The 25,150-nt window shown below is 64.2% G+C and carries 19 protein-coding genes; 6 read left to right on the top strand and 13 right to left on the bottom strand.

The features are described from left to right. Positions 1–414 precede the first annotated feature (414 nt). Together MA07_RS10040 and MA07_RS10035 are read left to right on the top strand one after the other, a co-directional pair. Entirely contained in the window at positions 415–726 is a 312-nt protein-coding gene (locus MA07_RS10040) for a hypothetical protein (RefSeq protein WP_036350073.1), read from the top strand. 32 nt (positions 727–758) lie between these two features. Next, positions 759–1,985, top strand: coding sequence for an alpha/beta hydrolase (locus MA07_RS10035; RefSeq protein ID WP_036350107.1), 1,227 nt, complete (start codon positions 759–761; stop codon positions 1,983–1,985). 534 nt (positions 1,986–2,519) lie between these two features. On the opposite strand, the gene MA07_RS10025 is transcribed toward MA07_RS10035, so the two are convergent. Next, a complete protein-coding gene (locus MA07_RS10025) occupies positions 2,520–4,202 on the bottom strand; it encodes an HWE histidine kinase domain-containing protein (protein ID WP_081928894.1) in 1,683 nt (560 codons plus the stop codon). 238 nt (positions 4,203–4,440) lie between these two features. Then, positions 4,441–4,662: a hypothetical protein gene (locus MA07_RS10020; RefSeq protein ID WP_036350070.1), complete on the bottom strand. Its 222-nt coding sequence runs from the start codon at positions 4,660–4,662 to the stop codon at positions 4,441–4,443. 161 nt (positions 4,663–4,823) lie between these two features. Between MA07_RS10020 and MA07_RS10015 the strand changes: the two genes are divergently transcribed. Further along, positions 4,824–5,216, top strand: coding sequence for a response regulator (locus MA07_RS10015; RefSeq protein WP_036350068.1), 393 nt, complete (start codon positions 4,824–4,826; stop codon positions 5,214–5,216). A gap of 105 nt (positions 5,217–5,321) precedes the next feature. Here MA07_RS10015 and MA07_RS10010 read toward each other — a convergent pair whose 3' ends face one another. The 9 genes from MA07_RS10010 to MA07_RS09970 all read right to left on the bottom strand — a co-directional run bounded on the left by MA07_RS10010 (position 5,322) and on the right by MA07_RS09970 (position 19,883). Then, positions 5,322–6,545, bottom strand: a complete 1,224-nt coding sequence (locus tag MA07_RS10010) for a histidine kinase dimerization/phosphoacceptor domain -containing protein (protein WP_036350065.1) — start codon at positions 6,543–6,545, stop codon at positions 5,322–5,324. A gap of 81 nt (positions 6,546–6,626) precedes the next feature. Beyond that, entirely contained in the window at positions 6,627–8,927 is a 2,301-nt protein-coding gene (locus tag MA07_RS27700; protein ID WP_152568812.1) for a PAS domain S-box protein, read from the bottom strand. Positions 8,928–9,076: 149 nt separating this feature from the next. After that, entirely contained in the window at positions 9,077–9,460 is a 384-nt protein-coding gene (locus tag MA07_RS10000; protein ID WP_052003022.1) for a response regulator, read from the bottom strand. An 11-nt stretch (positions 9,461–9,471) separates the two neighbouring features. Next, on the bottom strand, positions 9,472–12,333 hold the full coding sequence (locus MA07_RS09995) for a PAS domain-containing protein (RefSeq protein ID WP_036350062.1): 2,862 nt from the start codon (positions 12,331–12,333) through the stop codon (positions 9,472–9,474). A 506-nt stretch (positions 12,334–12,839) separates the two neighbouring features. Beyond that, positions 12,840–16,478, bottom strand: a complete 3,639-nt coding sequence (locus MA07_RS09990) for a FecR domain-containing protein (protein WP_036350060.1) — start codon at positions 16,476–16,478, stop codon at positions 12,840–12,842. A 197-nt stretch (positions 16,479–16,675) separates the two neighbouring features. Then, the gene (locus MA07_RS09985) at positions 16,676–17,872 is read right to left on the bottom strand and encodes an IS256 family transposase (RefSeq protein ID WP_036350100.1); all 1,197 of its coding nucleotides are present in this window, start codon (positions 17,870–17,872) and stop codon (positions 16,676–16,678) included. A gap of 292 nt (positions 17,873–18,164) precedes the next feature. Further along, complete coding sequence (locus MA07_RS09980) at positions 18,165–18,638, bottom strand: nuclear transport factor 2 family protein (protein ID WP_036350059.1); 474 nt, start codon at positions 18,636–18,638, stop codon at positions 18,165–18,167. 2 nt (positions 18,639–18,640) lie between these two features. Further along, the gene (locus tag MA07_RS09975) at positions 18,641–19,267 is read right to left on the bottom strand and encodes a pyridoxamine 5'-phosphate oxidase family protein (protein ID WP_036350057.1); all 627 of its coding nucleotides are present in this window, start codon (positions 19,265–19,267) and stop codon (positions 18,641–18,643) included. A gap of 61 nt (positions 19,268–19,328) precedes the next feature. Then, positions 19,329–19,883: a peroxidase-related enzyme gene (locus MA07_RS09970; RefSeq protein WP_036350055.1), complete on the bottom strand. Its 555-nt coding sequence runs from the start codon at positions 19,881–19,883 to the stop codon at positions 19,329–19,331. Positions 19,884–20,007: 124 nt separating this feature from the next. On the opposite strand from MA07_RS09970, the gene MA07_RS09965 reads away from it, so the two are divergent. Then, entirely contained in the window at positions 20,008–20,931 is a 924-nt protein-coding gene (locus tag MA07_RS09965; protein WP_036350053.1) for a LysR family transcriptional regulator, read from the top strand. Between the two features lie 227 nt (positions 20,932–21,158). After that, on the top strand, positions 21,159–21,791 hold the full coding sequence (locus tag MA07_RS09960; protein ID WP_052003021.1) for a tyrosine-type recombinase/integrase: 633 nt from the start codon (positions 21,159–21,161) through the stop codon (positions 21,789–21,791). 258 nt (positions 21,792–22,049) lie between these two features. Here MA07_RS09960 and MA07_RS09955 read toward each other — a convergent pair whose 3' ends face one another. Both MA07_RS09955 and MA07_RS09950 read right to left on the bottom strand, forming a co-directional pair. Further along, positions 22,050–23,318, bottom strand: a complete 1,269-nt coding sequence (locus MA07_RS09955; RefSeq protein ID WP_036350051.1) for a PHB depolymerase family esterase — start codon at positions 23,316–23,318, stop codon at positions 22,050–22,052. Between the two features lie 99 nt (positions 23,319–23,417). Further along, entirely contained in the window at positions 23,418–23,837 is a 420-nt protein-coding gene (locus MA07_RS09950) for a CopG family transcriptional regulator (protein ID WP_036350049.1), read from the bottom strand. A 258-nt stretch (positions 23,838–24,095) separates the two neighbouring features. Between MA07_RS09950 and MA07_RS09945 the strand changes: the two genes are divergently transcribed. Next, positions 24,096–25,130: a YihY/virulence factor BrkB family protein gene (locus MA07_RS09945; RefSeq protein ID WP_036350047.1), complete on the top strand. Its 1,035-nt coding sequence runs from the start codon at positions 24,096–24,098 to the stop codon at positions 25,128–25,130. Positions 25,131–25,150 lie beyond the last annotated feature (20 nt).

The raw sequence follows: 25,150 nt of genomic DNA, 5'->3' as shown, positions 1-25,150 counted from the left end.
GATTGCGTGTAAGGCCCCTTTACGGAACCTCGAGGCCGCTATGCGACGGCCTCGAGGAGGCAGCCAAGGAGGAGTGGGAGAGCGGGGGCACAATGGGTCTCGGCTGCGCTCGTCATTGTAAAAACGTGCCTGCCCCCATCAATCCGGAAGCCCCCCAATTCGGCCGGGACGATACCTGAGCAGGGGCTGGTAGATACCGGGCAACATGGCCATTAGGTCGGCAGCGACGACGGCATCATGAAGATGTGCCTCGGAGCCGCGGCGGGAAGCACGGGAACGCCGGGAAAAAGGCTACGGCAATAGCCTTGCCTCGAGGGGGGGACAGTGAGCCTTGACTGAGGTGACGGAGGGCACGGGCTTCGTCAGATCGGCAAGATCCAGAACTACAGCCGCGACTGGGTCATCGAGAAGCTGGTGTTCCGGGTGGCCTTCCGCGCCGACGTCGAGAAGGTGCGCAAGCTGTTCAAGAGGATCGGTCAGGAGATCGCGGACAACCCAGAGCTGAACGCGGACCTGCTGGAGCCGTTCAAGAGCCAGGGCATCTTCTCGGTCGAGGACGGCACGCTCGTATTGAGGGGCAAATTCAAGGCTTGCTCCGGCCGCCAGTTCGCGATCCGCAAGGCGGTGCTGGCGGCGGTGCAACGGACGTTCCATGACAACGGCATCGTGGCCGTTCCAAGGCCCTTACCCTTGCCGACAACGGACCAAGCCCGTACAGAACCATGATCTCCATCAACGGCAGCAGGAAGCGACGGACCATGACACTGCCATACCGCCGTCTCGCGATTGCCGTTGCCCTGCTCCTCGGCCTGAACGCATGTGCAAGTCTGCGGGGCACCCTCGTGCCCGTAGCGGGGAGCGTGCCGGGCGCCAGCAAGGTCGACATGCTGGTCGCCACCACCCGCATGCGGGCTGCCGATCCCGAGGAGTACTTCTCCGGCAACCGCGGTCCCGAGCTGTCGTTTGCCGAGTTCACGGTTTCGATCCCGCCCGAGGCCAGCCGCAAGCAAGGCGAGGTGCAGTGGCCGCGCAGTGTGCCCGGCAACCCCGCCACCGACTTCGTGACGCTCAAGGCCGACGTGATCGACCGGACCCAGGCTTCGGCCTGGGTTCGCCGCACTGTGCGGACGGTTTCTCAGCGGAGGGTGCTGCTGTTCGTCCATGGTTTCAACAACCGCTTCGACGACGCCGTCTTCCGCTTCGCCCAGGTCGTGCACGACGCAGGGACACCCGTCGTTCCGGTGCTGTTCACCTGGCCCTCACGCGGCAGCGTGCTGGCCTACGGCTACGATCGTGAGAGCAACACCTATTCCCGCAGTGCCCTCGAGACCACGCTGCGCACGTTGGCCCGCGATCCCTCGGTCGGCGAGATCTCGATTCTCGCCCACTCGATGGGTAACTGGGTCACCCTTGAGGCCTTGCGCCAGATGGCAATCCGCGACGGCAGGGTCGCGCCGAAGATCCGGAACGTGCTGCTTGCCGCGCCGGACGTGGACGTCGACCTGTTCCGCGAGGCCATCATGGACATGGGCAAGCAGCGTCCCGGCTTCACCCTGTTCGTATCGCAGGACGACCGGGCATTGGCTGTCTCGCGCCGGCTTTGGGGCGATGCCGTGCGGCTCGGCGCCATCGATCCCGAGCAGGAACCGTACCGCAGCGAGATGGAGCAGGCCGGGATTACCGTGCTTAACCTGTCGAAGCTCCGGTCCGGCGATCCCCTGAACCACAGCAAATACGCGGAGAGCCCTGAGGTTGTTCGGATTATCGGGCGGGAGTTGGCGGAAGGGCAGACGCTGACGGATTCCCGCGTCGGCGTGGGCGACCGGATCATCCAGGTCACGGCTGGCGCGGCGGCAGCGGTCGGCACGGCGGCGGGTATCGCCGTCTCGGCCCCCGTTGCCGTCGTCGATCCCCGTACGCGCGAGAACCTCAAGGGCCACGTGGAGAATTTCGGCCAGACGGTGTCCGGTGCCGTCGAACCTTAGGGTCCGCTACCAACGAACTCGAAGCGCGGCCCTTGCGTTGGTCCCGGTCATGAGGAGAGCCTCAGCATGCGCTCCGGACCGATGCTTGCGGCCATCCTTTTCCTCGTGACCGATGCGGTCACGGCGCAGCCGATCCCGCCGCTGCCGCGGCCGAGCGCTGCGCCCACGACTGCACCTCCGCCTGCGCGGCCAGCCGAGCCACTCGGGAGGCGAGAATCCAATTGGTCTCCGCGACCATGTTGAGCGCGTTCGGGTAGTGCCGCCGCGTGTGTTCCGATGGCGCCACATCACACATTTCGGCTTCTCACCTCCAATGGAGACGCACCCCCGCACGAGTCCGTCTAAGGTCATCCTCCAATTCCGCCACTAGCGTTTCTCAGAGCGGGCATGTTACCTCGAGCTGATGCAGGGGAACGGTGATGTGCTCCGGCGTCAGCGCATTCAGGACGTTCAAGTAGAAGCCTTTCGGGGAGCCCGAGGATGAATAGAGGATTGAGCCATACACGAAGGAGGGCCTTGAGCGCTGCCGTCCATTCAGGCCGCGGCGGTCTGGAGCGTGCATACCACCCCCGTCGAGGCGAACTCGAGCATCACATCGCCGTCGAGGTCATGGGCCAGGGCACGCTCGAGCAGCCGTGATCCGAAGCCTCTGCGGCTCGGCGGTCGCACAGCCGGGCCGCCGGTCTCCTCCCAACGCACATAAAGCCTTGGGCGGCCGTCCTGCCCGTCTGCAAGGCCCCACCCGATCCTGACTGACCCCATTCTGTTGGACAGGGAGCCGTACTTCACCGCGTTCGTCGCCAACTCCTGGAACGCCATCGCCAGGGCCAGCGCGGTCCTCGGCGAGAGCCGTACCGGCGGCCCTTCGAACCGGAGGCGCCCCCCACCCGGATCGCCGAACGGCTCGAGGGCACGGGCGACGATTTCGCCCATATCCGCCCCGTCCCAGCTCTCGCGGGTGAGCACGTCATGGGCGCGCGACAGGGCCATCAGCCTGCTCTCCAGCGCCTCATTGGCCTCGCCGACCGAGGCAGAGGTGCGCAGGGTCTGCGAGGCGATCGACTGCACCGTGGCGAGCGTGTTCTTCACGCGGTGGTTCAACTCGTTGACGAGAAGCCGACGGTGCTCCTCGGCCGCGTCGCGCGCGGCCTGACGCCGGTCGAGCTCGTCCATCAACCCGTCGATTGCGGCGCCGACCGCCTCCAGCTCTCCCGCGCCGCCGGGCATCCCCGTGCGGGCCGTCCGCTCCCCGCCGCGCCACGCCTGGATGGTGTGCATCAGACGCGCCACGGGTGCCCGGACAAACCTGCGGCCGAGGATCCAGGCGGACAGGAGCGCCACCACGCTGCCGATCAGGGCCAGCACCGCCCCCCGCCGCATGGCCCGGTCGATCGGGGCGAAGGCCTCGTCCCGCGAGAGGCCGGCGCTGATGTAGAGGCCTGTCGGGTTCGCGGTGGCCGGGATGTAGCCAATGACGCGTCGCGTCCCGTCCTGGCTCGTGACCTCCCGCGTTCCGGGCGACGCCCCCCTGATGAGAGCCTGGAAGGGCTCCGGGATCCGCGTGCCGATGAACCGCTCCGGGAACGGCTCGCGCGCGATGATCATCCCATTGCGGTCGGCGATGGTCAGGGCGCTGTTTCCCGCGAGGTCACGCTCGCGCAGCCGCCCGCCGAGCCATTCGAGGTCGAGGCCGGCCGCCAGCACGCCGACGATGGAGCCGTCATCTGCCTTGATGGGTGTAGCCAGGGTCAGGCCGCGCTGGCCCGAGATCCGGCTCTCGGTGTACTCGCCGATCACGAACCCTCCGGTCTCGAGTGCCTGCCGGAAATACGGACGGTCGTCGAGGCGCGCGGTGGCGCCCGGCGCGCTGCGGCACTGTACGCCGCCGACGCGATCGATCACGGTGATCGCAGCAAGCTGCGGGGACTGCCGTTGGATATCGGCCAGGTAGAGGCCGCAGGCCTCGGCGTCGAACGAGCGCACCGCTGGCACCCGCGCGACGGCGCGCAGCAGCCCCTCAGCGCCGCTGATGATCCCCTGCATCTCAAGCGAGGCAAGCTGTCCGAACCGGAGGGCGAGTGCATGGATCTCGGCCTCCCGGCTGCGGCGCAGCGAGACCTCGTTGTAGCCAAGGATCGCCAGCGCCGGGGCAAGCGCCACGGCAGTCAGGATGAAGATGCGCAGCCGCAATGACAGCCTCGGACGGGTGATCGTCACTGTCGGTCCCCTCCCCCACGCCTCTACTGGGTTCTATGGCTCCTGTATCTTGCGGAAAGCCGTGAGTACAGGGGCGGAGGGGCTGCGGCAGGTATTCCGGCCGTGAGGATGCGGCTGAAGGTCAGTGGCGGCGGTTCCACCACATCGAAGGCTGTTTAAGGCATGCAAGGTTCCTTTGATCCCAAACCAAGGTGCCGGAGGACGATGATTTTCGCTGTTGGGGACAGCCAGGCCCGGATTACGACCCACCACCATGCCCTTGGGAGGCGCCGTTCTCCTCGACGATCCGGTCGATCTCGCGGGCGAGATCGGCCTCGGATTGGCTTAAGGCGCGGGACCGGGCGATCTGGGCCTGTGACTCCTCGATCGCCTGGTTGGCTTGGTCAATGATTTGATGGAGGGAGAGCTCGTCGCGTTTTGGCTCGCGGTCGGAGGGATGGTGCTGATCAGGCAGGCTCATGGCGGGTAGAGTCAAGGCAGGAATGCGGCAGCCCAATCCGTAACTTGGGTCACGAGCGGGACGTCAACGAAAATTTGACGCAGGTCCGGCAGTCCGTCCGCCCCCTGAGGTTAGAGTCTCCGCCATAGGAACGAAGACCATTAATTCCTGTTTCATCTGACATGTCAGAACCTCACCCCAACCCGCGCCCTCTCATTCTTGTCGTCGAGGACGAAACCCTCGTTCGGATGACGCTGGTCGACGTCCTGGAGGATGCCGGCTTCAAGGTCATCGAGGCCGTTCACGCCGATGAGGCCCTGCGGGTGCTGAAGGCCGTCTCCGGCATCGACGCCGTCGTCACCGATGTTGAGATGCCGCAAGGCAGCATCAACGGCTTCGAACTGGCCCAAAGGGTGCGCAAGGGTCGGCAGGAGATCGGAGTGTTGATTGCATCAGGACGAGCCGCGCCCAAGGCAGGCGATTTACCGGAGGGGGCCCTGTTCATTGGCAAACCCGTCCATCCAGAGACGCTCGTGCGGTTGATCAAGAACCTTCTCGGCCGGCCCTTGGGTTGATCGGCTCTGTCATCGAGGATTGGACCCTGCGCCGCCCTGAGCTTTCGTATCTGGTCGCCCGCATGACACGTCCGCCGGGTTTCAGGGTCCATCATTCCCGTGGCGCTACCTTCCGGAGCCGTCGTCCAGTGCAGACACTTCGAGCACGAACCGGGTGCCGGGTTGCGCATCCTGCCACTCCAGCCGGCCGCCGAGCTGCCGCGCCAGGCTGGCAACGAGCCTCGTCCCGAGGCTCCTGGATCGCGCCGGGTTGAAGTCGGGCGGCAGCCCAACTCCGGTGTCGGACACCTCCAGCCGGAGCCGTTCCGGGCTATCTGATGTCAGCTCGACCCGGACCTCGCCGGACCCTTCGGGGTAGGCGTACTTGAAGGCATTGGTCACCAGCTCGTTGACCAGCAGCCCTAATGGGACGGCAAGGTCGGTCGGCACGATCACCGGATCGATGCTGCATCCCACGGCGAAGTGGGGAGCCGCTCCCCGCAGCTTGGTGCACAGCTCACCGAGGAACTCCGCGAGATTGACGGAGCGCATCTCGTTGTGCCGCCACAGGCGGTCATGGACCTGCGCAATGGTGTGCACGCGGGCTTCGGCATCAGACAGGGCCTGACGCAGGTCCTCGTTGGCGGACGCGCGACCCTGCATGTTGAGCAGGCCTGCCACGAGCTGGAGGCTGTTCTTGACCCGGTGGCTGATCTCCCGGGTCAGCACGTCCTGGTCCTCCAGCGCCTGCTGAAGCAGGGCCTTGTTGGCCCGCAGCTCCTCCTCGGCGCGCTGCCGCTCGATGGCAACCCCCAAGAGATTGGCGAACCCCTGCATGAACGCGATGTCGTGCTCGGTGAACCGTCCCTCGGTTGGGCTGTCCACCTCGAGGACCCCGAAGGGGGCGCCGTCCCCACGGATGATGACGTTGATCGCCCGCTTGACACCATGATCCGCGAGGAGCTTCGGGGTGCGGAAGCGGGTCTCCTCGGCTAGGTGATTGGAGATGATGGGCTGACCAGTCTTGAGGGCGAAGCCCGCCGGACTCTCCAAGTCGGCTCCCGTGCGGGCGGCACCGACCACGCCTGTCTTCCAGCCGATGCCTGCACGGACCACAAACTCATTCTCGGCGGGCAGGAACTCCAATACCTTGCAGAACTCGCTGTGGAGGCCCTCGGCGCAGGTGCGGGTGGCCTCCTGGAGAAGGGCATCGATGTCACGGGTCCTGAGGGCGAAAAGGCCGAACTGTGCGGTAAGTTGCTGCTGGCGCAGGCGATAGGCGAGCTCGTCCGCCGCGTTGCCGCCCTGCTCGGGTGCGATCGGCTGCGCTCCATCCACGTTCGAGTTCATGGCCCCGCTTCCATTGTCCTTGACGTTGGAAGGCTTAGAGCACCTTGGCAACGAAAAGGCCAGTTCGGGACAGTCCCTAGCCTATGGCGAGCCTGCCGGCAGCGGGCCTGCGGGCGGGAGGGGAGCGTCGACGGTGCAGGTGACCCCGCCGGGAGCGAACCCGATGCGGACATCGCCGTCGAGGTCCAGCGCCAGGCTGCGCTCGATGAGGCGCGTCCCGAAGCCCCGCCGCTTCGGCACCTGCACCGGAGGACCACCGCTCTCCTCCCATCTCAGGTGCAGGCAGGCCGGAACCGTTGTCCGATCGACCATCCATCGGATGCGCACCTCACCGACCTCATTCGAGAGGGCGCCGTATTTTACCGCGTTGGTGGCCAGCTCCTGCAAGGCCATGGCAAGCGCCAGTGCCACCCGGGGCGGAAGCCGCACATTAGGTCCCTCAAGGTGCAGCCGGTCCTCGCGGGCGTTGCCGTAGGGTGCGACGGCCTCCGCCACGATCTCGCGCAGGTTGGCCCCCTCCCAGTTCTCGCGGGTGAGCACGTCATGGGCGCGCGAGAGCGCGAACAGTCGCGCCTCGAACGCGCCCTGCGCCTCGTCCAGCGTTCCCGCGTTACGCAGGGTCTGGCTCGCGATCGACTGGACGGTGGCGAGCGTGTTCTTCACGCGGTGGTTCAGCTCGTTGATGAGAAGCCGCTGGTGCTCCTCCATTTGCTTGGTTTCGGTGATGTCGCGTGAGACCGACAGGAGCTTGTCGACCGAGCCGTCCGGCCGGGTTATCGGGGTGACCACCACGTCCCACCAGCGCGGATTGCCCTTTGCCGTCGGCGTATGGCCCTGGAAGCGAGCGTTGCCACCGGCCAGAGCTGTCTGGACGGCATCGCGGGCTTTCGCGTGGTCCGGCCCGGACCAGAAGCCGCGCCAGTCGCAGCCCTCGACCGCGCCGAAGTCGTCCACCTCCATGACCTCCATGCCGCCCGGGCTCATGAACCGCAGGCGGGCATCCGGGTCGAGCACCTTGATGCAGTCGGTCGAGCTTTCCAGAATGCGCCGGGTGAACTCCTCGCTCGCCCGCAGCGCCGCCTCGGCCCGCTTGCGTTCGGTGAGGTCCAGCATGGCACCGATCATCCGCACCGCCCTTCCCCCGCGGTCGCGGATGACGAAGCCGCGGTCGAAGATGTCGGCCTCGGATCCGTCCGCCCGCAGGAAGCGGTACTCCGCGCTCCAGTGTTCCTGGCTCCCTGCGATCACCGCTTCGATGCCCGTGACCACGCGCTCACGGTCGTCGGGATGGATGTGGTCCTTCCACCAGGCACCATCCGTCTCCCGCTCTGCGTAGCCGAAGAGCGTGGTGAGAGCCTCGTTCCAGACAATCCGGTCAGCCGCGAGATCCCAGTCCCAGATCGCGTCGTTCGTTGCCTTGGCCGCCAGTCGGTAGCGCTCCGCGGTCTCGTGCAGCGCGACCTCACTCCGCTTCCATTCGCTGGCGTCCCGGAAGTAGACGGTCAGGCCACCTGCGGCGGTGGGATGGATGTCGAGATCCACCCAATGGTCCCGCAGCGGCGAGACGGTCTCAAGGTGCACGGTCCGCCGCTCGCGCCGGGCGAGGTGGTGCGCCTCCGCTGCCTCGCTGCCTACGGCGGCCGGGAACTCGTCCCAGCACACCTTGCCGATCAGGTCCTCGCGCTTGCGGCCCCACCACTCCTCGGCCTTGCGGTTGACGTAGGTGAAGCGCCAGTCCCGGTCGACGGCATAGAAGGCATCGGCGATGCTCTCGAGGATCTCCTCGTTGCGCTCGTGCGCGAGGCGCAGCCTGTCCTCGCCGCGCTTCCGCTCCAGCGCATTTCCGAGCAGGTTGGCGAAGCCCTGCATAAACGCGAGGTCCGCCTCGGTAAACCGCCCCTCGGCGGGGCTGTCGGCTTCCAGAACGCCGTAGCGGCCCGACTCGGTGGCGATCGGCACGTTGATGGCCCGCCGGATGCCATGCTCCGCCAGGCTCCTCGGGGTGCGAAAGCGGCTTTCGCCGTCGAGGTGGCTTGAGATCACGGGCTCGCCCGTGCGGAAGGCGTATCCGGTCGGGCTTTTCAGGTCGGCGCCGGTCCTGGACCCGATCGTGCCCGGCTTCCAGCCCACCCCCGCCCGGACAATGAAGGCGTCCTCGTCAGCCAGGTACTCCATGGCCTTGCAGTAGCGGATGTGCAGGCCCTGCGCACAGAGCCGGGTTGCCTCCTGGAGCAGGTCCATGAACTCGGGTGTCTTCAGCGCGAGGACGCTGAAGCCTGCCAACAGCTCCTGCTGGTGCAGGCGGTAGGCCAGTTCATCGGCTGAGGTACCCCCCTGCTCGGGGGAGCGTCCAGGCGGGAGCTCCCGCTGCTCGTAATTCATCCCCATCCGCCTTCGACATGCAACGTGGTGTAACGCCCAAGGACGCCAAGGTATCCATGACGGCAAACCGTCCCGTGACGCCGGTCACTTGTTCTGGATCAGGGTCTGGGTCCGAATCGTCAGCACGTCGACCGCGAACGGCTTGGTGATCATCCCCGTGCCGGGATCGAGGAAGCTCGCTGGATCGCCTGTCCCAGTGCCTCCGTGTCGAACGGCTTTTGCAGGGTCGGCCAGCCGGAGTACGCTTCCTTGAGTCCGCCGCTGCCGTAGCCCGTAGCGAAGATGAACGGGATACCGCGCTCCACGAGCACGTCGGCAGCCGGATATGTCAGGACACCACCCAGGTTCAGGTCCAGGATCGCGAGATCAACGGACTCGTTCCTGGCCGCGGCGATAGCTTCCTCGAGGCGGTTCGCCACCTTGACCAGCTCATGGCCGAGATCCTCAAGCATGTCCTCGACCAGCATCGCGATCATGCCCTCGTCCTCGACGAGGAGAATGCGGCGGCCGGGTGCGTCCTGTGTCATCGTCATCCTTCGTTGGTTCAGGCTTTGTCAGTCATGGCGCCCTGGAGCGCCACACGGCTGCGCGTTGCGCGCCTCAGCACACGGGACACGTCCTCGACGGCATAGGGCTTGTGCAGCAGCTCGAAGCCGTGCCGCCCCTCCTCGGCCAGCACATGGCTGTAGCCGGACGTCAGCACCACCGGCAGCGAAGGGTAGCGTTTCCCGATCTCCCTTCCGAGCTCGACTCCGCTCAGCCCTGGCATCACCACGTCCGAGAACACCACGTCAAAGCGCGTGTGCTCCTCCTCCAGCAGCCTCAGCGCCTCGTGGGCGTTCGCCGCCCAGGTGGTTTCGTAGCCGAGATCCTGGAGAAGCTGCGTCGAGAACTGGCCCACCTCGATGTTGTCCTCGACCACCAGCACCCGGCAGCCGCGGCCATTCTCTTCCTGGCGGTCTCCGTCCGAACGGGATCCGGCATCATCGGATGCACCGTCCCGCTCGACCTTCGGCAGGTAAAGCGTGAAGGTGGTGCCCTTTCCGGGCTCGCTCTCCACCTCCACGTCACCGCCGGACTGCTTGGCAAAGCCATAGACTTGGCTGAGACCCAGACCTGTGCCCTTGCCGACCTCCTTGGTGGTGAAGAACGGCTCGAAGATCTGCCCGAGCCGATCGGCCGGGATGCCCGATCCCGTGTCGGTGATGGACACCGCCACGAAGGTGCCGGGACCACCCGCATGCCCGCGGATCGAGGGCATCTCCGCCAGGGCATCGACGCGCACCGTCAGGGTGCCTTCCCCGTCCATGGCGTCGCGCGCATTCACCGCCATGTTCACGAGCGCCGTCTCGAACTGGGTGATGTCCGCCTCGACGAAACAAGGCTCGCAGGCAATATCGGCCTCGATCCGGATGCGGCTGCCGACGATCGTGCGCAGCATGTCGGTGACTGCCCCAATCCGCTCCGGCACGTCGAACACCTCCGGCTTGAGCGCCTGCCTTCTGGCGAAGGCCAGCAACTGGCCCGTGAGCTTGGCGGCGCGATCCACCGTGTCGGTGATCGCATCGACGTATCGGCGTCGACGCTCCTCGGGCAGGTTGGTCCGGCGCAGGAACTCGACGGAGGAGCGGATGATGGTGAGCAGGTTGTTGAAGTCGTGCGCCACCCCGCCCGTGAGCTGGCCCACCGCTTCCAGCTTCTGCGACTGGCGCAGGGCCGCCTCGGTCCTCTCCCGCTCGCTGATGGCGTCGGTCACGCGGCTTTCGAGCTCCTCATTGAGGCGTCGCAGGGCCGCCTCGGCTTCCCTGCGGTTGGTGACGTCGAGCACGAACTCGACCACCTCGTCGCCGACCTTGCGCGGCGCGAACAGGCCCCACCAGCGCGAGCCGTCCTTGCGGAAATACTGCTTCTCGTAAGGGGTGGCCTCGCCCAAGGTGGTGACCTGCTCGACGGCGCGCCATGACTCCGGGTGGAACTCCTCGGGTGTGAGCTGCTGCCAGGTCAGGCCGATGGCTTCCTCGCGGCTGAAGCCAGTCATCGCCAGGAACGCGTCATTGGCTTCGGTCAGCGCGAAACCCTCGCCCCAAAACAGCACGCCAACCGTGCTGATGCCCAAGGCCGTCCGGAGGCGTTCCTCGCTGTGGCGCAGCGCCTCCTCGGCACGCATGCGCTCGCTGATGTCGCGGTAGAAGGCAGCCACCCCTCCCGGGACCGGGTAGATGCGCAACGCCAACCAGAGGTCGCGCCCCGTGGAGGGATACTTGTAGAGATGGTCCAATTCCACCGGCACGCGCTCTGTCATCGCACGGCGGTATGCGGCCTCGACCGGGGTGCCGGCCGAGCCGGGAAATGCCTCCCAATGGGTCTTGCCGAGTAGCTCGCCCGCGTGCCGACCGTCGAGCCGCAGGCCTTCGGCGTTGATCTCGGTGATGCGATACTCCTCGTCGAGAACGACGAACGCCTCGCCCATGGCGGCCAGCACGCTGGTGTAGCGCGCGTTGCTCGCGGCGATGGCGGTCCGGGCCAGGTGCGCCTCGGTGACGTCATGGCCTTCGCAGAAGATCCCGGTCACACGGCCGGCTTCATCCCGCACGGGCTCGTAAATGAAGTCGAGAAAGCGCTCCTCCGCAACCGAATCGGGCGAGGCCTGAAGACGGATCGGCACGTGATGGGCCACAAAGCGCTCGCCGGTCGCGTAGACCTGGTCCAGCCACTCGAAGAAACCTTGTCCTTCGAGCTCAGGGAAGGCCTCGCGCACCGTCTTGCCGACGAAGTCACGGTCGCCGAACAGGTGGCGGAAGGCCTGGTTGACGAACTCGAAGCGGTGTTCCGGTTGGGTCAGGGCCGTGATGAAGCCCGGTGCCTGCTCGAACAGCCGCCGCTGCCGCTCGGTCTCGGCCGCGAGACGCCGCTCGGCCATGATCTGCCCCGTGATCTCGGTGCAAGGACAGAAGAAGCCGGCGACAGCTCCGCTCTCGTCGCGAACGGGCGTGTAGGAGAAGGAGAAGTGCGTTTCCTCTGGGTAGCCACGCCGCTGCATGATGAGGGTGATGTCGTCCATGTGAACGGACTCACCACCGTAGGCCTTCTCGACGATGGGCAGGAGGTCGGCGCGGATCTCGTGCCAGACTTCCAGGAGGTCGCGGCCCAGGGCGGCGGGGTGCTTGCTGACGAGGATCTCGGCATAGGCATCGTTGTAGAGGAGCGTGCGCTCAGGACCCCAGGCGATAAACATCGGTTGGTTGGATCCCAACATCACGCTGACCAGGGTTGCGAGGCCATACGGCCACCCGGCGGGCTGACCGAGAGGCGTGGCCGCCCAGTCATGGGCACGGATGAGCGCACCCGTCTGCCCGCCACCCGAGAGGAAGTCTAATCTGCCGTTCAGTCCAAGGCTGCCGTGCATCGCGTTGGGTCTCGTTTTAGCGCCACATGACGTCAGTCATGGCTCTGCCTCTAGCAGGCTGGGCATGGCATTTGACATGACTTCGAAGGAAGGAAGCGTGAGATAGGTTCCCGGTGAGCAGCCGTAAAGGCGGCGAAACCCTGTACAGGCGAGTTTTGCCATACCTCCGCGCTGGGTTCCAGGTGGCTCCGGCCAGCAGGGCGGCGCCGTCGTCAACCAGACAACCAAGCTTTCCCAAGGTCCGCATCGGGTCAAACTCGGTAGGAGCACGGCTCCGAACGAAAGTCCGCTCGTCTGAGCAGCGCGGAAGTTCGCCTTAGGTCAGCCCCGTGCCAAGAGCTGACTTCAACACCCGAAAGCTGTCCAGGCCTTGAATCAAGATGATCCCAACTTGGTGGGTACCAGGTCGGAACTCCCAGGGCTCTTCGAGCCCGTGACCTTGGGCTGGAACCGATCAGGACATCCCTGGCCACAGGATTGAGTCCGACGGCAAAGTCGATGTAGCCCTAGAACCGCGCCTTCACGCTGGCCGCCACCGTGCGGCCCGGAGCCGGGATGTCGAACCCGAAATCGTATCTCTGGTCGAACAGGTTGAGCGCCGTCAGGCCAACCTGGAAGCGCCGATCCGGCGTTTCCCAGGTCAGCGCGGCATCGGTCGTCCAGTAGGATTCCAGCCGGTCGTTGTCATAATTGCCGGAACGCTCGCCGATAAGATTCTGGGTCAGGGTGAACCGCAGGCGGCTTGGATGGACGAAGGTCATTCCGAAGCGGGCAAAGCGTTCCGGGATATAGGGCACTGGCTCTCCGATACCCGCTCCTCCCAGATCGTCCGACGTTGCCAGAATTTTCGAAGTCGCTCCGCCGACGGTGCCGAAGACGCCAATGCCGTGACCGAGCCACACGTTGACCGTGGCGGCGAGCCATTCGGCCCGGGCCTTATCGATCCCGCTGAAGCTGTCTACGGTGTTGATGATGGGCACGCTGAGGTCCTTCAGCGTCTGCCGCTGATATTCCAGGGCCGTGAAGATCCGCGGCGTCCACTCCGCATCCCAGCGTAGGACGAGGCTTTTCGTCGGCCCGCTCGCAGGCGCATCGTTGGGGATCAGCCCGACCGTCGTCGTCGGCGCGAGCGTGTAGCTCAGGAAGGTATCGGCATTCTCGATATAGGCGGCCCGAAGCCATTGCCCTTCCAGCGGCGAAACACCGAGGCCGAAGCGGGGTGACGCCCACACATCGGGCGCGGCGTCCTTCAAATCAAGGAAGGTGCGATGGATGCCTGCCTGAGCCTCGAACCGGTCGTTCGGGCGCCACAGGATATCGGCATAGGCGCGGCCGCCACGGAACGGGCTGTCGAAGGCTGACGCCTCCGGCGGAAGTTCCTCCCGTTCCGGAAAAAAGTACCTGTAGGTCTCGAGGAGGCCGTTGTAGCGTACCTTGCCGGCCTGAGCCTCAAGGCCATAGCGCAGATTGAAGTCGCCGAAACCGATGGCATGGCTCACCGCTCCGACGAGGCCATCCACACGCTGCTTCTCCTGCCACAGGGTCTGCGTCGAGGGAAACGGCCGATAATCCCAGAGTTCCCCGCGGTCGAGCGTATCGTTCCGGGTCGCGAACACCGCAGTCGAGAGGACATTCCGGTAACCAAAGGTGTGGCTCCAGCCCGCCACCCCGAAGAGACTGGTCGAGTCCCGCTCGACCTGCCTCGTGTAATCAAGCCGGTCGATATCCGTCAGGCCCGGCTGCCCCTCGTTCGCCCAGCCTATGAACATGAACCGGTCGGCGGCATTGGGGGCCGTGCCGAGGCTGAACGTGATCCCTCGTCCCCTCTCGTTGTCGGCACTCAGATTGCCGCGTGCCTCGTTGGCGCTCGCGGACAGGCTGAAGCTCGTCGGCAGCGGCTCGTTCGAGAAGCCGTTGGTCAGCACGCTCGACTGCCAACCGACTTGGCCGCCTCGCACGACCGGCCCGCCCCCGATCTCGGTGTCGAGAAAGGGCCGACGGATCGGATCGTAGCGTCCGATGCGGCCCGCGACGGCGAGCGGATCGAGGAGCAGGCCCTGAATCGAGAGGTTCAGGGCTGCGCTGTTGAGCTCTGTGCCTTCCGCCGAATCGAGGGTCGGTTCAGTGGGAAACAGGCCCGGCCGGCTGACGATCGCCTGATCGAAATATCCCTGCGCCTCGAATGGATCGAAGGTGCGGTCGGCATAGAAGCGCGCCCAATCGTGCAAGTTGATGAAGCGGTAGGCCTCGACCGGGTAGGAGCCGGTCTGCTTGCTGACAGAGATCCCGGCATAATCTCCACCCCGATCCCGGTACCGTTTCAGGGCCTCACGTGCGGCCAAAATCGCTTTGTCGGCGAGATAGAGATCGAGCGCGAAAGCGGTGCGCAGAATCGGCACGATGGGCGCTCTGGGGTCGAGCCGGTCCGCATTGTCGAGGGTCTGCCAGGCGAGTTCGTAGTCGCCGTTCTGGAAATAACCATCCGCCAGAGTGACCTGGTCATTGGACAGGGCCGGATTGACGGCCGACCCGGCAAGCATCGACTCGATCGCCTGGGCCATCTCGCGTTTCTGCAGCAGGTAGCGACCGCGGGCCGTGTAGGCGGTGGGCGGATCGAGGGCCAAGGCTTTGTCGATGAGAGTGCCAGCCTCGGTCACCCGGCTCTGATCGAGGAGGAGAATGGCCAGGTTGTTATAGGGAATCGGGTTCTGAGACTCCATGTCGAGGGCGCGGCGGAAGGCGGCCTCGGCTTCGACGAAAGCGCCCCGGCTCTGTTCGAGCAGGCCGATTTGGTTGAGAAGCGAAAAATTCGGATCGGTCTTCACGACCTTGTATAGGTCGGCAAGAGCCCCATCGATGTCCCGGGCGTAATCCGCTTTGATCGTCGCCCCGAATGCGACCACGTTCGGATCGCTCGGATCAATGGCACGGGCCCGCTCATAGGCTGCGTACATGTCCTCGCGGTGGTCGAGATCCCGGGCCAGGGATGCCGTGAGAATGGCAAGCCCAGCATCGTTCGGAAATTTTTTTTCGGCAGCGGCAGCCTCGGCTGCAGCCGATCTGAGATCCTGACGGAAGCCGGTGAGATAGGCGCTAATCTCCGCCGTCCTGGGATCCCTGACCGGAATCTTCGGGACCGGTTGAACCCGCTTCGGATCCGCCAGGGACGCCGCGGCATAGCGGCCGTACTCGGCCCAGCCGCGCCGCCGGGAATCGAGGCCCGGTTTTGCGCGTTCGAACAGCCGGATCGCGTCCTGCCAGCGGCGGTCTGCACCGGCCATGAGAGCTTCCAGATAATCAGCGCGGGCACGCTGCGCCCTGGCCATCGGGCGGCTGCGGGCCTCGGCAAGAGGGGCCGCTGCTGCACGCCTGTTGCCGGAATTCATGAGACTTTCAGCCAGTGTGAGCCAGTCTTCCGTCGTTCGGGCTTCGGGGGGGAGGGCCCGGATCCGGGTGCTCTCGGCCTCGAACTGCTTGTTCTCCAGGGTTGTCGTCGGCAGGTTGATGAACACCTCGCGCATCGACATGTAGAAGAGCATCTGCTCCCGGTCGTTGGGGCTGACGAGCACGAATTTCGTCGGAGCCTGACCGACGGCGGCCACCGCTCCTTCTCCCTGGCGCACCGTCACCGCGCCTTGCTCATTCTTGAGCTCGACGACGCCTTCTAGCACGATCAGCGAGGTTTTGCCCGAACCATCCACCGACAGGGACCAATCGGTGCCGCGGATCGCCGCGACCGCCGCCGGCGTCTTGACATCGACGCCAGAGCCGCCGCGTGCCGCGCGAGCCCAGATGTTGCCCGCCTGGAGGCTGAGCTGGGTATTCCCGCTGCCGCCTCCGGCCACGTCATTGACAGTCAGGGTCGAGTTGCGCCCGACCCGGATCTGGGTCTGGTCGGCGAAGAGGATAGCCAGATTGCCGATGGCGTTGGTGCGCAGGGTATCGCCGCCGACGACGCTCTGCTGGAGTTGGGCGGCGCGCCAGAGATCCTCGCGCACGAAGCGCATCTCCTCGCCGCCCTTGGCCGCCACAATGGCGCCTGCGGCGGGCGCCTGACGCGGCATGGGTGCTTGCGCCTGTGCATCGGCAAGGGACAGGGCCAGGACACTTGCGGCGGCCAGGAGCCTGAAGGATTTGAAAGACATGGAGGACCGGCTCGATCGTAAGGTTACCTGCTCTAACGTTACCTGAGCTTAGCAGGAAGCGCTTCTGAACAAAGCCGACTCACACCACGAATGATGTATTTTGCAGCACAAGGTGAACGATTGCAGCATAAGCGCCACACCAAAGTTAAAGATTGTGTGCGTCAAGTTTTGCAAAGCGGGGCGGCCGGGCAGGTTGGCTAAGCGGCCTTTCGCAGAGTGGTTTGCTTGTGCTTCTTCAGGTCCTCCATGTTGAGGTAGCGGTGCGCCTCAAGCCAGTTCTCGTGCGTCTCGACCGCCAGCGCCCGCACCAGCCGGCAGCATGAAGCAGCATTGGGGAAGATCCGCACCACGTAGGTGCGCCTCCTGATCTCCTCGTTGAGGCGCTCGAGCATGTTGGTGCTTTTCAGATGCTTATGGTGCTGGCGCGGCAGGCGATAGAAGGTCAGCGTCTCCTCGATCGTCTCCTCGGCCCAGGCGACCAGGCGCGGGTAGCGTCCCTCCCACTTGGCAATCCACGCGGGGAGATCGCGCCGCGCCTCCTCGACGGAGCGGTGGTCGTAGAGCCAGCGCAGCTCCTGCAGGCAGTCGTCATCGGGCTTGCGCGGCAGGTGGTCGAGGGCATTTCTGAGGAAGTGCACGTAGCACCTCTGATAGGCCACCTCTGGCAGCACCTCACGGATGGCCGCCCGCAGCCCGGCATGATCGTCAGCCACCACCAGCTCCACGCCGGAGAGGCCACGCTCGCGCAGGCCGAGCAGGAACGTGCGCCATGAGGACTGGCTTTCCCGGTTGGCCATCTCCACCCCGAGGATCTGGCGCCGTCCGTCCCAGTCGATGCCCACCGCAATCATCACCGCCTGCGAGGCGACGATGCCGCCCTCGCGCGCCTTCTCGTAATGGGCGTCCAGGATGAGATAGGGGAACGGCTCCTCCAGCCTTCGGGAGGCGAACTGGGCCAAACTGTCGTCGAGGCGCTTGTTGATCGAGGAGATGGCAGACGCCGAGAAGTTGTGGCCGCAAAGCTCCTCGGTGATGGCCTTGACCTTGCGGGGGGACACACCCTGGACGTACATCTCGGCCAGGGTGGCGACGAGCGCCTGCTCGGAGCGCTGATAGCGCTCGAACAGCTCGGTCGAGAAGCGCCCGTCCCGGTCCTGCGGCACGCGCAACTCAAGTTTACCCACGCGGGTCACCAGGGTGCGGGTGTAGTAGCCTGAGCGATAGCCGAGGCGGGCTGCGGTGCGCTCGCCCTTCTCGGCCTGGAGGGCGTCGGTCATCTCGGCCTCGAGCATCTCCTGCATGACGGCGCGCACGATCTCGCGTAGGCCGTCCGGGCTCTGGTTCAGAAGGTCCTTGATGGCCGCGGCGGCAGGTTTATCCTTGGTGTTGGTCATGGTGGGGCTCCTCTCGGAGTGAGTGACGTCGAACATCACCATCCTGCCATGACCGCCCCCATCAGGCGATTTGCAGAACCTTCACCACACTACTGGAGATCGCGGAGTATTGCGCCGAGCGTAGGTTTGCACGGTACATAAGCTATGTGCCTGAGATCTGCCCATGCCTCCTGTGGGTCAGGTAGTGAAATTTGTTCACTGCCAGGAACGTCCGCTGTTCCTTGCTGGAGCAGACCATCGGTATTTCGCAAATGTGCCAAAAGGCGACGTTCCTGGCACGCCGAGGTCCCGGTCAGAGACCGAGATCGCTCAACCCTGAATGATCGTCTGGACGACGTCCGAGGGACCAGAAGAACTTACGATCTGCCGCTGCAATCGGCGCGTCATTGATGCTGGCAATCCGGCGGCGCATCAGCCCCTGTTGATCGAACTCCCACAACTCGTTTCCGTAGGAGCGGAACCACTTGCCGCTGTCATCGTGCCACTCGTAGCAGAAGCGGGCTGCCATTCGGTTGTCACGGAAGCCCCATAGTTCCTTGATGAGCCTATAATCCAGCTCACGGGCCCACTTCCGAGCGAGAAACACTTCAATGGCAGCGCGCCCCGTCAGAAACTCGGTCCGGTTCCGCCATTCGCTGTCAGGCGTGTAGGCCAGCGCCACACGCGCCGGGTCGCGGCTGTTCCACGCATTCTCGGCCAGACGCACCTTCTGCGTTGCGGTCTCAATGGTAAAAGGGGGTACAGGGATACGATCCGTGACTTGCATGACTATTCTCCATCGGATGCGAGCCGTGCCCGCAATGCGGTGTTCTCGGCTTCCAGGTGAGCGATCCGGTCTTTCAGGGCGCCAAGACCTTGCTCGATCTCGGTGAGAGTAAAGCGCGGTGTGATGTGCTGTGGGCAGTTCCAGTCAAACGCTTCGAGACGGAACACAAGAGCTCGCTCGACCTTCGCCTTGTACCCGGGAAGGGCAAGCGCCGACGCCAGGTCCAGTGCATCTGCAAGACTGACCGCAAGGGCATGGGCATAAATCTTCAACCGCCGGCGCCCTGCGTAGTCCATCAGGAAGAGAGCGATCTTGTTATTGACTGCCAAGTTCCCGACCGAGATGTACTGCCGGTTGCCAAGGAAGTCGGCGCAGGCCAGGGTCCGTTCATCTACCATGCGGAGGAAGCCGGCCGGTCCGCCGCGATGTTGGACATAGGGCCACCCACTTTCCGAGACTGTTGCCATGTAAAAGCTGTCCCGCTCGGCGATGAAGGCCGCCTCGCTTGGAGTGAACCGGTCGAACGCACGGTTGCCCGCAAAATCCGACCAGAACTCCAGGCTTCCATTGGCCTCCTGGGCCGCTCTCACGCTTGGGGTCGAAGCAATGTCCAGGAAGCTGTAGGCCATGCTGGTGTCCTCCATCGCCGAGCATCGGGCGGCGCGAAGGCCGTCGGACGCAGTCTTGCCTTCAGGCCGCCTGGCCGAGTTCGTCCGCCGATACCGCCGGGAAGTCGATGTCGGTCTGCGCTACGTTGTTGATGAGGTTCGTGAACACGTTCTCCGCCACGACGCCGACGATGTCGACGATCTGTGCGTCCGAATAGCCAGCCGCTCGCACAGCTTGCAGGTCGGCATCACTGACGCGGCCACGTGCTTCTGTGACCTTCATGGCGAACCGGACGGCAGCGTCAGCTTTCGGGTCGCCCGAGCGCCCCTGGCGGTTGAGCGCGATCTCCTCCGGGCTGATCTTGGCCGCGTTGAGGCCAAGATAGGTGTGGGCCGACAGACAGTAGTCGCAACCGTTCACCTGAGCCACAGCCAGCGCGATCCGCTCGCGCGTCCTGACGTCGAGCGTCTTGCTGAGTGCCCCGCTGAGGCTGGTCAGGCCAGTCAACGCGGCCGGGCTGATTGACACCAACCGGAAGAGATTAGGGACAACGCCGAGCTGCTTGTTCACGGCCTCAAGAATGGGGGCCGATGCGGCAGGCGCTGCGTCAAGAGCGGGAATGGTAATACGGGCCATGGGAGGAACTCCTCTTGCTGTGTTGGGACCGGTGCTTGTTCCGGTGCGAGAAAGGTAGCTTCTTCCGATTGCCTACATAATCTGGTAGTTGCGAGAGGAACTATCTCAATTCTTGGAACAATCTATGGACCGCCTGGAAGCAATGTCGATCCTTGTTGCTGTCGTCGAGGCGGGCAGCTTCACCGGAGCCAGCCAACGCCTGAAGGTCCCGTTGCCAACCGTCAGCCGGAAGCTCGCGGACCTGGAAGAACACATCGGCACACGCCTTCTGACCCGGTCGACACGCCGGCTGACGCTGACGGATGCTGGAGTTACCTATGTCGCGGCCTGCAAGCGCATTCTCGACGAGATCGGAGAAGCCGAGCGAGCGGCCGCAGGAGAGCACTTGGTTCCCAAGGGCGAACTCGTCATCACCGCGCCGATTGTGCTTGGTCGGCTTCACGCTGTGCCTGTGGTCAGTGAGTTCCTTGAGACCTATCCCGACATCACTATCCGAATGCTCCTGTCGGACAGGAACGTGCACCTGCTGGAAGACCACGTCGACGTGGCCTTACGGATTGGCACCCTACCCGACAGTTCGATGGTCGCCACAAGGGTTGGAACCGTGCGACAGGTGGTGTGCGGGAGTCCCGACTACTTCGCCAGAAATGGAATTCCGCGGAAGCCTGTTGACCTTGCCGATATGGCCTGTGTCACCTTCGACGTTCTTGGCTCTCCAACGACATGGGCCTTTACGAGTGGCGCGAAGGGTCGAAACCTCACGGTGGCGGTGCGTTCGCGATTGTCCGTGAACACGGCAGAAGCGGCGCTTGCGGCTGCAACAGTGGGTGTGGGGGTGACGAGGGTGCTGTCGTATCAGGCTGCGAGCGCCGTCCAAGACGGCTTGCTGCGGATCGTCCTTGAGGCGTTCGAGCCAGAGCCGCTGCCGGTCTATCTCCTGCACGGCACCCAGGGCCCGCTGCCGCTGAAGATGCGCAGCTTCCTAGACTTTGCAGTCCCACGTTTGCGTGGGCGCCTTGCCGCCAGGCCAAACAGTGGCGGCGCCTGAAGGCGAGACGTGCGCACCCCCAGAAGATGGACCTTCGCTACGAACTCATGCTGGTTGGCCGTGCCTAAATGTCCGCACCGGGTCACGAGCAGGAGATCAGTGCAACGAATTGGAAGTCCGGCTTACCTTAGTAAGCTGACGAAGGCTTTAGAAGGAATGCTCGGTCTGGGTTTCACCGACAGAACGGCCAAGGTTCATTGCGGGGGCTTCGATTTAGGAGCACTGCAATGCAAGACAGTATCGCCGAACATCCCTGCCGAACCATCACACCCTGGAACCGTGGCAAGCTTATTAGCCCCAAACCGCCTCTGAAGGCCAAGGAGATCTGGTCCATTCGGGTCACACTTCAAGTGGCACATCGCATCCGGGACTTGGCCCTGTTCAATCTGGCGCTCGACAGCAAGCTGCGCGCCTGTGACCTGGTCGCGCTACGGGTCGACGACGTGGCTCTCAATGGGCGGGTTCGGTCCCGAGCTACTGTCATGCAGCGGAAGACTGGTCGCCCTGTTCAGTTCGAGATCACCGAGCAGACCCGCGAGGCTGTGGGACGCTGGCTTGAGAAGAAGGACCTGCATAAGGGTGATCCGCTCTTTCCGAGCCGGATCAACCGGCAAAGGCCGATGACAACGCGCCAGTACGCCCGGCTGCTGGCATCCTGGCTTCGCGCGATTGGGCTCGATCCCCTCGCCTACGGTACACACTCACTCCGGCGTACCAAAGCGTCAATGATCTACCGAAGGACCGGCAATCTCCGAGCCGTCCAGCTTCTGCTCGGCCACACGAGGATTGAGAGCACGATTCGGTATCTCGGCATCGACGTAGACGATGCTCTTCTACTTGCGGAGCAGGTTGAAATCTAAACGCAGAGGCGGCCCGGCAACGAGCCGCCTCAGAGCCCACCAAGCATCACAGTGCAACGTCCGGACTTGAGGCTTAAGCAGCCACGAGACAAACGACCGGCACGTGCCATGAGCCGACCTTCCTTGATGCACGCTGGAATGTTCTGGCCCTTGTAACGAGGCAAACCGATCTTGATAGGTGCACTCCAGACCTACCCGTATGGGAGATATCTAATCGTAGCCCGCCAGGATCAGCAAGAACTGGCGGGCTCCTTGTGTTTAGTTGGGGGATGCGGCTCTCGCTTTAGGGTGTTCCAGGAAGAAGCGCATCATCTCCCAGCTGGCATCAGGTCCCTTTGGTTCAGTGTAGGACCCGCTCGGACTTCCGCCGGACCAGGCATGACCTGCTCCATGAAGAACCCAATGCTCGAGCATCGGGTGTCCGCTGTCATCGCACGCGACCGTGCAGGTATAGCTGATCCCGCCCGGAGCCTGTCCGCGGCTGACCGCCGTCCGGAGGTCCAAGCCTGCCTTCGACTGAGCAATGACCTGGTCCCCATTGATCGGACTAACGGTCGTGTCGCGATCACCATGAAACACGATCGTCGGCACCGGCTGCTTGGCTTTACCGTTCTGAGGCGCCCCACCCTGCCGCATGGCAGCAAACGCCGACGGCATGTCACGCGCGGCCCCGCACGCCAGACCCGAGTGGACGCCCACGGCGGCATAGAGGTCCGGGTAGGCCGAGCCCATGATCGCCGCCGCTGCCCCGCCGGCTGAGAGCCCGGCGACATACACGCGTCCTGGTTCGACAGAGAAGTCACGCATGATCTGCCGGGTGATGCCGGCGATCAGCGACGGCTCACCCCGATCCCGCTGCTGGTCGGCGGCGTTGAACCAGTTCCAGCACTTCGAGACATTGGCGGACTGCGCCTGCGCTGGATAAGCCACCAGAAACATCTGCTCCTCGGCCAGTTCGTTCATCTGAGTCCCGGCGGCAAAGTCGTCCGGTGACTGGGTGCAGCCATGCAGCATCACCAGGAGCGGCACAGGCTGACCCGTGTAGCCGCTCGGGATGTAGAGCTTGTAGGCACGGTTTCCGGCCTCATTGGCAAACGACTTCTCCTCAAACCGGGCTCCCTCCGGCAGCGGAGCCGGCGCACGTGTCGGAATGGGTCCAACCAGCCCATCCAGGCCGAGCGCGGTGCCGGGTTGTCCCATGCGGTCGAGGAAGCCGCGCAGCGCCTCCGGCATTTGGGGCTGGCCCAAACCTCTGGCAGAACCATCAGGGCCGTCAGGAGCTATATGCGGGAAGTTGAACTTCGGCGACGTCCATGCCCCTCCTCCGGATGATGGTGGCACCATGTCGATGATCCGCGCTGCATTCCCTGCCGGACGGTGGCCTAGATCTCCGCCTGCGTCGCCTGGAGTAGCTGAAGGATGAGCACTCGGCAGCCCTCCCTGGAGTATTGCCATGGCTTCTGCAAGCCGACCTTCACGGGTTAGACGGGTCGCCTCAAGCATGTTGATATTTGGTTTCGTGTTCATGGGTTCAATCCTGTGGTTAGGCAAAGCGGGACCTGCCCCTGACCGAGTCGGAAAGGGTCTGGCAGGCTCTAGAGACCGTGAGCGGGTGCTACCCGATGGTCAGCGCATGCGATCCTTCAGCGCCTCTTTGACAGCGGGAGCGGCGTGCAAGGCGCCAAGGACGTGAAGAGAGGCGATCGTCTGCTGCGCCAGTTCGGGGGTGACATCATTGGCGATGCTGGCGAGACCGAGAACCTGGATGTGCAGCACTTCGCCGGCCGCTTGAACGGCCTCCAAGTCCTGGCGGCTATAGTGGCGTAGACCGAGGTCGAGCTGGTGACGCTCGACGGATTTCCTGACGGCGTCGTTGTGCCGGTCGAGCTGGTTGCGAATGGCTGTTCGGATGAAGTCGGTCCGGTTGGAATAGAAGCCCTCTTGGACGAGGAGGTCGATATGGCCGAGGTCGACATAGCCCAGATTGATCGTGATCTTCTCGCTGTCCGAAGCCTTGGACCGAAGCTCGTGCACGTTGCTCGCCATCGCCGCCCTATCGTCACCATCTGCATGGATGGTAAATGGATGGCAGACGTCGCGAGTTCAAGCCCCGGTATCGTCTTTCCCTAAATTCAGCCTGCCACTTCGCGTCTATATCACAGGATAGGCATCCAGATTGGGAGCACCGGCCTCAACGGAGCCGGGAACCGAGTCTCGGGGTTGATGCGGAAAGGCCTGTAAATGTCGCGTTCACACGACAAGAACCTTTCGACCCGGTATCCTCCTGGACCTTAATGGTGTCCCATGAACGAACATGGCGAAGATTGGCGCTCTAAGCTCGAAGAGGAGGCCGCTCCCGGCGTGCTCCCGGATGATCTCAGTCGCACCCATGAGCCTGGTCGGGGACGGGAGGCGAATACCCCCGGGCAGATACCGGCCCGCGGCTGGAAGGACATTCTCTGGCGTGTGCTCTGGGGGATCTCGGAAAATCGTATCCTGTCAACCTCGGGCGGGGTTGCGTTCTTTGCCCTGCTGGCGGTCTTCCCGGCGATTGCCACCATCGTATCTCTGTACGGGCTCTTTGCCGACACCAGCACGATCAGGAGCCACCTGTCCCTGCTGGCAGGCATTCTGCCCGGCGGGGTGCTGGAGCTCATCGGGGAGCAGATCTCCCTGATCGTCACCAAGCGCAACGATACACTCGGCGTCGCCTTTATGATCGGCTTCCTGGTGGCACTTTGGAGCGCGAACTCGGGGGTCGCAGCCCTCTTCGATGCTCTGAATGTGGTCTACGGCGAAAAGGAGAAGCGGACCCTGCTGCGCTTCTACGCCACGACCTTCCTGATTACCCTCGGCATGATCGGCTTCATCATCCTGGCCATCAGCGCGGTGGTGGTCGCGCCGGTCATTCTCACCTTTGTGGGCTTTGTGACCCCAGCCGAACAGCTCCTCGCAATCCTGCGTTGGCCGATCCTTCTCGTGATTGTGGCCATGTGGCTTGCTGTCATTTACCGCTACGGTCCAAGCCGTCGTGACCCGAAGTGGCGCTGGGTAACCTGGGGCAGTGTCACGGCTGCGGTGCTTTGGCTTGCGGCTTCGATGCTGTTCTCTTGGTATGTTGCCAATTTCGACAGCTACAACAAAACCTATGGCTCGCTGGGTGCTGGCGTTGGCTTTATGGTGTGGATTTGGTTGTCGGTGGTGATTGTCCTGCTTGGTGCTGATCTCAATGCCGAAATGGAGCACCAGACGGCCCGGGACAGCACGCAAGGGACGCCAAAGCCGCTAGGTACCCGCGGCGCCAACATGGCGGATCATGTTGGTGCATCGCACGCCTGACATGGCTCGTTGCTGTAGCC

It is taken from the genome of Microvirga sp. BSC39 (genome assembly GCF_000739015.1).
In the GTDB taxonomy this organism is placed as follows: domain Bacteria; phylum Pseudomonadota; class Alphaproteobacteria; order Rhizobiales; family Beijerinckiaceae; genus Microvirga.
This window is presented reverse-complemented; position numbering and strand designations above follow the sequence as displayed.